Raw genomic sequence first — 8,450 nt, forward strand, 5'->3', positions numbered from 1 at the left:
TCTTTTTTTATCAAGATGACACAGAACTCATGATTGAGAATAAAATACTATTAACCGACTGTTCGGATGCGATTGGGTTAATCTCCAAAATTACCAATATTTGTTATAAGCACCAATTAAATATTGTGCATAATAATGAATTTGTTGATTTTGAAACCAAACATTTTTTTATGCGCACGGAACTACAAGGGATTTTTAATGAAGAAACCTTGTTGGCCGATTTAGCGCTGAGTTTACCTGAAGGGACCAATTGTCGTCTCATCAGTACAAAACGTAAACGAATTGTGATTTTAGTCACGAAAGAAGCGCATTGTTTAGGCGATATTTTGATGAAAAATTACTATGGCGGTCTTGATGTGGAGATTGCTGCCGTCATTGGAAATCATGAGGCATTGCGTACGTTGGCAAAACGTTTTGATGTGCCCTATTTTTGTATTAGTCATCAGAATTTGACTCGTGAAGAACACGATGCATTGCTCGCCGAAAAAATTGACGAATTTGCTCCGGATTACATTGTGCTGGCGAAGTATATGCGCGTACTAAACCCTAAATTTGTGGCACGTTATCCTAATCGCGTTATCAATATTCACCACTCATTCTTACCGGCATTTATTGGTGCGAGACCGTATCAACAAGCTTATGAGCGCGGTGTAAAAATTATTGGTGCAACAGCACATTTTATTAATAATGAATTGGATCAAGGCCCGATTATTATGCAAAATGTGATCAATATTGACCATACTTATAGTGCGGAAGCCATGATGAAGGCTGGACGCGATGTAGAAAAAACAGTATTGAGCCGAGCCTTAGATTTGGCATTGCACGATCGCATTTTCGTCTATAAGAATAAAACGATCATTTTATAGACCGCACTTTAATTGTTACAATAAGTACCTTTCTGATTTACGCCACCTTTCTGTCAAAAATCGAGGAAAGGTGGATTTTTTTATTAATCATGATTTGAGGCTTGAAAAGTCAATCTTAAGCCTTTATATACAAGAACATTAAAAAAACATAAGACAGGTTATGGGCAAGAAAAAACGCTCGGCGAGTTCTACTCGCTGGTTAAATGAACATTTTAAAGATCCTTTTGTACAAAAAGCGCATAAACAAAAATTGCGTTCCCGTGCATATTTTAAACTTGATGAAATCCAACAAACGGACCGTTTGTTTAAACCGGGTATGACAGTAGTCGATCTTGGTGCCGCACCGGGCGGTTGGTCGCAGTATGTCGTGAGTCAAATCGGTCGGAATGGGCGGGTTATCGCGTGCGATATTTTGGAAATGGATCCCATTGTCGGCGTAGATTTTCTGCAAGGGGATTTTCGTGATGAAAATGTGTTGAATACTTTGCTAGAGCGCGTCGGTGAAGAAAAAGTCGATGTGGTGATGTCGGATATGGCACCGAATTTCAGTGGAATGCCGTCAGTAGATATTCCACGCGCAATGTATTTAGTTGAGCTGGCATTGGATATGTGCAAACAGGTGTTGGCAAACAAAGGTAGTTTTGTTGTAAAAGTTTTTCAGGGTGAAGGTTTTGATGAATACTTAAAAGAGATTCGTTCTCTCTTTAGTGTGGTAAAAGTTCGGAAACCTGAGGCCTCTCGAGATCGTTCTCGGGAAGTTTATATCGTTGCAAGCGGCTATAAGTTTTAATGGTGAAGTCACAAAGAAAGACAATCAATTTGATAACTTTCACTTTCGAAACAAATATAGTAACCTTGCGACATTTTATTAACTTTATAAATATGGGGTAATGCCTTGAACGATATGGTAAAAAATTTAATTCTTTGGGTTGTTGTTGCTGTCGTCATGATGACGGCATATCAAAGTTTTAATTCGGCTTCTAGCGGCAATGTAACGGACTATACCACTTTTATTACTGATATTGAAAATGGTCAGGTGCGTCAGGCTAAGTTTGAAGATAATGAAATTTTAGTTACCAAAGCAGATGGAGCTAAATATACCACTGTCATTCCTTTAGAAGATAAAAACTTATTGAATGATTTATTAAATAAAAAAGTTAAAGTAGAAGGCACCCCTCAGGAGAGAAGAGGATTATTATCTCAAATCTTGATTGCTTGGTTCCCGATGCTGTTATTAATTGGCGTTTGGGTTTTCTTCATGCGTCAAATGCAAGGCGGTGGCGGTAAAGCCATGAGCTTTGGTAAAAGCCGCGCGCGTATGATGACACAAGAGCAAATCAAAACCACTTTTGCGGATGTAGCCGGTTGTGATGAAGCAAAAGAAGAAGTGGCTGAAATCGTTGACTTCTTACGTGAACCGAAAAAATTCCAAAATTTAGGCGGTAAAATTCCAAAAGGGATTTTAATGGTTGGCCCTCCGGGTACGGGTAAAACCTTATTGGCGAAAGCCATTGCCGGGGAAGCAAAAGTGCCTTTCTTCACGATTTCCGGTTCTGATTTCGTAGAAATGTTTGTGGGGGTCGGGGCTTCTCGTGTGCGCGATATGTTTGAACAAGCGAAGAAAAATGCACCTTGTTTGATTTTTATCGACGAAATCGATGCCGTTGGTCGCCAACGTGGTGCCGGGCTTGGCGGTGGCCATGATGAACGTGAGCAAACCTTAAACCAAATGTTGGTTGAAATGGATGGCTTTGAAGGAAATGAAGGCGTTATCGTGATCGCTGCAACGAACCGTCCGGATGTTTTAGACCCAGCGTTAACCCGCCCGGGACGTTTCGACCGTCAAGTGGTGGTTGGATTGCCTGATGTGAAAGGCCGTGAGCAAATCTTAAAAGTGCATATGCGAAAAGTACCTGTTGGGCCGGATGTTGATGCAATGACGCTTGCGCGTGGTACGCCAGGTTATTCCGGTGCGGATTTGGCAAACTTGGTGAATGAGGCAGCGTTATTTGCTGCACGTACCAATAAACGTACCGTGACAATGGTTGAGTTTGAAAAAGCCAAAGACAAAATCAACATGGGACCTGAACGTCGCACCATGATCATGACTGACAAGCAAAAAGAGTCCACCGCATATCATGAAGCTGGCCACGCCATAGTCGGTTATTTGGTGCCGGAACACGATCCTGTGCATAAAGTGACAATCATTCCGCGTGGACGTGCTTTAGGTGTAACCTTCTTCTTACCGGAAGGCGACCAAGTCAGCATCAGTCAAAAACAATTGGAAAGTAAACTTTCTACATTGTATGCAGGGCGTTTAGCAGAAGACTTGATTTACGGCGAAGAAAATATTTCGACAGGTGCTTCTAACGATATTAAAGTAGCAACCAATATTGCTCGTAACATGGTTACTCAATGGGGTTTCTCCGATAAACTTGGTCCAATTCTTTATACTGAGGATGACGGGGAAGTGTTCTTGGGACGCTCCATGGCGAAAGCAAAACACATGTCTGATGAAACTGCTCATGTGATCGATGAGGAAGTCCGTGCGATTGTGACACGTAATTATGCTCGTGCAAGACAAATTTTGATCGACAATATGGATATTTTACATGCCATGAAAGATGCGTTAGTAAAATATGAAACCATTGAAGAAGAGCAAATCAAACAGTTGATGAATCGCCAACCGGTCACACCACCGGCAGGCTGGGAAGAATCTAAATAGCGAGTATTTCGCTTAGTTTAGCTGCCTTCACAAGGTTTATGTATTTCTTGTGAAGGCAGTGATTTAATAAGCCATAAGAAAGGAAGATTTACGCAATAAAATGCGTTCTTTTTCGAGGGAGTTGGTGAATAATGTTTGTGACCACCCCAACGATAGGAAGATTATTCCAGTTAGACGTTTTAATATTTTCTTTGCCTTTATCTAACGACAAAAAGACGAATTCTCCGTCTGTATAAGCGATCAATTCATAAAGACAAAAATTATTTTCAATCTCCATCACCACGAATTCTCCGATAAATACCTTATCACTCTTTTCAACGACTAACATATCACCCGCTTCAATTCCCCATGCTAATAGATTGGGATTGGAGATATGAATAAAACATGTCTGTTTTGGGTGTTTTACACAATACAAGTTGAGGTCGAGTTTTTTGCGATAGTGGAATTTTTCTGATTTTTGTTCTTCAAAAAAAGGAAGCGGTTGATAGGATGAACCGCTGTAGTTCATTGAAACAAGCGTATTATTGTTATTCATGGTAATTCCTTAGCGTAAGCCTAAATTTTCTATATCTCAATTTTACTGTGTTTATATACAGTGTGTCAACGTGTTGCTGTGCTTTCTCATCTTGCTTATACCAATAAAAATTTGATCTGCTCTGTTTTCTTTAATTGAAATTTAGGCTATCTTTAATTTCCTCAGGGGAATCACATGTGATTCAAAGACTCATCGCAACTTTATTTGCACAACATCATTAATTTAATATGAAAACATCACGTTTAATTTCTTTATTTTTTCAGGGCAATTTGGTCAAACGGATTGCCATTGGCTTGGTTTTAGGTATCGTTGTTGCTCTCGTTACGCCTATTTTGGAACCATCACTCGGTTTTAACTTGGCAAGCGAAGTCGGCGTACTTGGCCAGATCTTTGTGCGCTCACTCCGCGCAGTTGCGCCATTATTAATTTTTGTTTTAGTCATGGCGGCAATTGCCAATAAAAAGGTGGGAACACAAACCAGCATGAAATCCATCATTGTGCTTTATTTGCTCGGTACTTTCTTGGCCGCATTAGTCGCCGTGATTGCCTCTTTCTTATTTCCGGTAGAAGTGGCACTTTCTGTCAAAGAAGATATCGCGTCGGCGCCTAAAGGGGTTGGCACAGTGTTATTAGATCTTGTATTTAATGTCGTGGACAACCCGCTAAATGCCATTTTTAAAGCGAATTTTATTGGTGTATTGGCGTGGTCAATTGGTTTAGGCTTAGCACTTCGTCATGCCTCAGACACAACAAAAAATGTGGTATCAGATTTTTCTGAAGCCGTGTCTAAGATTGTTTATGTCATCATCACATTTGCTCCTATTGGTGTATTTGGCTTGGTTGCTCAAACACTTGCAGATAAAGGATTAGTGGCGTTAGGCGGTTATGCTCAGTTATTAAGTGTTTTAATTGGTGCAATGCTATTTGTCGCCTTTGTCGTGAATCCAATTTTAGTCTTCTGGAAAATTCGTCGTAACCCTTATCCACTTGTTTGGACTTGTTTACGTGAAAGTGGATTAACCGCATTTTTTACCCGTAGTTCGGCAGCGAATATTCCGGTGAATATTAATTTGGCAAAACGTTTGAATTTAGACGAAGAAACTTATTCTGTGTCTATTCCGTTAGGCGCAACCATTAATATGGCCGGTGCGGCAATTACCATTACGATTCTTACACTTGCGGCAGCGAATACATTAGGCATTGAGGTTTCTTTCAGCAGTGCGATTTTACTCAGTATTGTTGCAAGTTTATGTGCGTGTGGTGCTTCCGGTGTGGCCGGTGGATCCTTGCTATTGATTCCTTTAGCCTGTAGCTTATTCGGTATTTCCGATGATGTCGCCGCGCAAATGATTGGGGTCGGCTTTATTATTGGTATCCTGCAAGATTCAACTGAAACCGCATTGAACTCTTCTACAGACGTTCTGTTTACAGCGGCAGCCTGTATTGCAGATGAAAATAAGAAAACAACAGCATAATTGCAGAGAAAGGGTAGAGGTGTTCTACCCTTTGTCTTTTATGGATATATAAAATCTCATTTATTTTGCTAAGGGGATCGGGTAGAATTTCAGGAAAATAAACAGCTTAATAAGGTAGTTACGATAATGAAATTAATGAAAGTCATCGCTTTAGTCTCGTTTGCTTCTATTGTAGTGGTCGGTACAGCGCTGGCGGCGAAACAAGGGATAAAACCCAAAGGATCGGAATCCGCCTCTTCAGCACCACAGGCAACGCAAACCACACAGAAGAATACGAATGACACGCCTCTCTCGCTTTTCCAAAAACACGTTAATATTCATTTTGAAGAGCGGAAATTTATTGTTAACGAAGATAACCAAGCCTATGTTCTGGCAAAATATTCTATTGAGAATCTGGGGAATAAGCCGATCAAATCGCTTTACTGGATTGCATCATATTGGCATGACCAACACATGCTTTATTCTCAGGATATTCCTCTCGATTTTGCAAAACCGCTAGCGGCGAAATCTAAAGCGACGGTCAACTTACGCATTCCGTTTAATAAAATTCAAGATGAATACCGCACGTTGTTTACTAATTCACAGGATGTCTCCGTGTATTCTGTTCCTCGTAGTGTAACCTTTGTGGATGGACAACAAATCAATGTCGCGAATTAATTGACGTTGATATAAAACGCAAAATATCTTGAGGGTATTTTGCGTTTTGTTTTTTTTACCTTAGCGCACAAAATGTGTGGCTATAGATGATCGAGATCTGATATTGGCAATATCATTGCGTTAAAAGTGCGGTCATTTTTTTCAATATTTTTTCATTTTTTATAGGATTTTTTGTGGCACTTATCAGCTTAACCAACGGATATCTTTCTTTCAGCGACGCCCCTTTATTGGATCATGCCGAACTACATATTGAGCCTAATGAACGCGTGTGTTTAGTTGGTCGCAATGGCGCCGGCAAATCGACGTTGCTTAAAATCATTGCCGGCGATGTCATCATGGATGACGGCAAAGTACAGTATGAAAAAGACTTGGTGGTGTCCCGTTTAGAGCAGGATCCGCCGCGCCATGCCGAGGGCAACGTGTTTGATTATGTGGCGGAAGGCATTGAGCATTTGGCGGATTTGCTGAAGGAATACCATCATATTTCCATGCAGTTAGAGCAGGATTATAGCGAGCAGACATTAAACCAGCTTGCCCAAATTCAAGCAAAATTGGAACACGCTAACGGCTGGCAATTTGAGAATAAAATCAATGAAGTGTTACAAAAACTGGAATTAAATCCGAATACGAAACTTGCTGATTTATCCGGTGGTTGGTTGCGTAAAGCCGCTTTGGCGCGCGCCTTAGTGTGTAATCCGGATGTGTTGTTGTTAGATGAGCCGACTAACCACTTGGATGTGGATGCCATCGAATGGCTGGAAAATTTCCTGATGGAATTTGGCGGGAGCATTGTGTTTATTTCTCACGACCGTTCTTTCATTCGCAAAATGGCAACCCGCATCGTGGATTTAGATCGCGGCAAATTGGTGTCTTACCCCGGCAACTACGATTTATACCTTACCGCAAAAGAAGAAAACTTGCGGGTAGAAGCGTTACAAAACGAGCTATTTGATAAACGCTTGGCACAAGAAGAAGTATGGATTCGCCAAGGCATCAAAGCCCGTCGCACCCGTAACGAAGGACGCGTGCGCGCGTTAAAAGCCATGCGTGAAGAACGTCGCCAACGTCGTGACGTGATGGGCACCGCAAAATTGCAATTAGACACCTCCAGCCGCTCCGGCAAAATCGTGTTTGAAATGGAAAACGTCAGTTACGACATTGACGGCAAACAATTACTTAAAGATTTTAGTACCACCATTTTACGTGGCGACAAAATCGCTTTAGTCGGCCCGAATGGGTGTGGTAAAACCACCTTTATCAAATTGTTGCTCGGTGAAATTCAACCCACAAGCGGTTCCATTCGCTGCGGAACCAAATTAGATATTGCCTATTTTGATCAATATCGCGCTGATCTCGATCCGGAAAAATCCGTGATGGATAACGTTGCCGATGGCAAGCAGGATGTGGAAGTCAACGGGATCAAACGCCATGTGTTGGGCTATTTGCAAGATTTCTTGTTCCCACCGAAACGCGCCATGACGCCGGTAAAAGCCCTTTCCGGTGGTGAACGCAATCGTCTGTTATTAGCAAAATTATTATTAAAACCGAATAATTTATTGATTCTCGATGAACCGACCAATGACTTGGACGTAGAAACCTTGGAGCTTTTGGAGGAAATCCTCACTGACTACCAAGGCACATTGCTCATCGTCAGCCACGATCGTCAATTTATCGATAACACCGCCACGGAATGTTACATCTTTGAAGGCGATGGCGTGTTGAATAAATATGTCGGTGGCTTCTTCGATGCCAAACAGCAACAAGCCAATTATTTTGCTCAAAAAGCGGAACAGAACGCAGAAAAACAGAAAAAAGTAGAGCCGAAAAAAGAAGAAAGTGCGGTGGAAAATAAATCGGTTTCCAATAAACCCAAATCCGTCAAACTTTCTTACAAAGAACAGCGTGAATTGGAACAACTCCCACAACTGTTGGAAGATTTAGAAGAAAAAATCACCGCACTTCAAACCGAAATCGGTGACCCGAATTTCTTCCAACAAGCTCACGATGTGACGGATGCCAAACTGAAAGCCTTGGCTGACGCCGAGGCCGAACTGGAAAAAGCATTTATGCGTTGGGAAGCTTTGGAAGAAAAGAAAAATTTGGCGGAAGGGAGGTAGCCGGTTTCTGTGTCTTCCATGAAAGAAAAGTGCGGTCATTTTGATCTGACCCCCAAAATCTAGACGATTAATTCA

The 8,450-nt window shown here is 41.4% G+C and carries 7 protein-coding genes; 6 read left to right on the forward strand and 1 reads right to left on the reverse strand.

Annotation, left to right across the window (positions count from 1 at the left end; translation table 11 throughout):
• Nucleotides 1–29: 29 nt before the first annotated feature.
• The 3 genes from purU (at nt 30) to ftsH (ending at nt 3,591) form a co-directional block, all read left to right on the forward strand.
• Nucleotides 30–866 (forward strand): formyltetrahydrofolate deformylase, encoded by an 837-nt coding sequence (gene purU, locus HMPREF9065_RS00970; protein ID WP_033002767.1) that lies wholly within the window; start codon nt 30–32, stop codon nt 864–866.
• Nucleotides 867–1,026: 160 nt separating this feature from the next.
• Nucleotides 1,027–1,656: a 23S rRNA (uridine(2552)-2'-O)-methyltransferase RlmE gene (rlmE, locus tag HMPREF9065_RS00965; RefSeq protein ID WP_021616954.1), complete on the forward strand. Its 630-nt coding sequence runs from the start codon at nt 1,027–1,029 to the stop codon at nt 1,654–1,656.
• Between the two features lie 114 nt (nt 1,657–1,770).
• On the forward strand, nt 1,771–3,591 hold the full coding sequence (ftsH, locus tag HMPREF9065_RS00960) for an ATP-dependent zinc metalloprotease FtsH (RefSeq protein ID WP_021616955.1): 1,821 nt from the start codon (nt 1,771–1,773) through the stop codon (nt 3,589–3,591).
• A gap of 88 nt (nt 3,592–3,679) precedes the next feature.
• Here the strand turns inward: ftsH and HMPREF9065_RS00955 are convergent, their stop codons facing one another.
• Nucleotides 3,680–4,126: a LexA family protein gene (locus tag HMPREF9065_RS00955; protein ID WP_021616956.1), complete on the reverse strand. Its 447-nt coding sequence runs from the start codon at nt 4,124–4,126 to the stop codon at nt 3,680–3,682.
• Nucleotides 4,127–4,353: 227 nt separating this feature from the next.
• Between HMPREF9065_RS00955 and sstT the strand changes: the two genes are divergently transcribed.
• The 3 genes from sstT (at nt 4,354) to HMPREF9065_RS00940 (ending at nt 8,375) form a co-directional block, all read left to right on the forward strand.
• The gene (sstT, locus tag HMPREF9065_RS00950) at nt 4,354–5,601 is read left to right on the forward strand and encodes a serine/threonine transporter SstT (RefSeq protein WP_021616957.1); all 1,248 of its coding nucleotides are present in this window, start codon (nt 4,354–4,356) and stop codon (nt 5,599–5,601) included.
• A gap of 126 nt (nt 5,602–5,727) precedes the next feature.
• Nucleotides 5,728–6,258: a hypothetical protein gene (locus tag HMPREF9065_RS00945; protein ID WP_021616958.1), complete on the forward strand. Its 531-nt coding sequence runs from the start codon at nt 5,728–5,730 to the stop codon at nt 6,256–6,258.
• A gap of 173 nt (nt 6,259–6,431) precedes the next feature.
• Nucleotides 6,432–8,375, forward strand: a complete 1,944-nt coding sequence (locus HMPREF9065_RS00940; RefSeq protein ID WP_021616959.1) for an ABC transporter ATP-binding protein — start codon at nt 6,432–6,434, stop codon at nt 8,373–8,375.
• The last annotated feature ends 75 nt before the right edge of the window (nt 8,376–8,450 follow it).

It is taken from the genome of Aggregatibacter sp. oral taxon 458 str. W10330, from assembly GCF_000466335.1.
Lineage (GTDB): Bacteria > Pseudomonadota > Gammaproteobacteria > Enterobacterales > Pasteurellaceae > Aggregatibacter.

Excerpts from the sequence above, each read along its gene's own strand:
- sstT (WP_021616957.1), top strand. The coding sequence starts at position 4,354 with ATGAAAACATCACGTTTAATTTCTTTATTTTTTCAGGGCAATTTGGTC.
- rlmE (WP_021616954.1), top strand. The coding sequence starts at position 1,027 with ATGGGCAAGAAAAAACGCTCGGCGAGTTCTACTCGCTGGTTAAATGAA.
- ftsH (WP_021616955.1), top strand. The coding sequence starts at position 1,771 with ATGGTAAAAAATTTAATTCTTTGGGTTGTTGTTGCTGTCGTCATGATG.
- HMPREF9065_RS00955 (WP_021616956.1), bottom strand. The coding sequence starts at position 4,126 with ATGAATAACAATAATACGCTTGTTTCAATGAACTACAGCGGTTCATCC.
- HMPREF9065_RS00945 (WP_021616958.1), top strand. The coding sequence starts at position 5,728 with ATGAAATTAATGAAAGTCATCGCTTTAGTCTCGTTTGCTTCTATTGTA.
- purU (WP_033002767.1), top strand. The coding sequence starts at position 30 with ATGATTGAGAATAAAATACTATTAACCGACTGTTCGGATGCGATTGGG.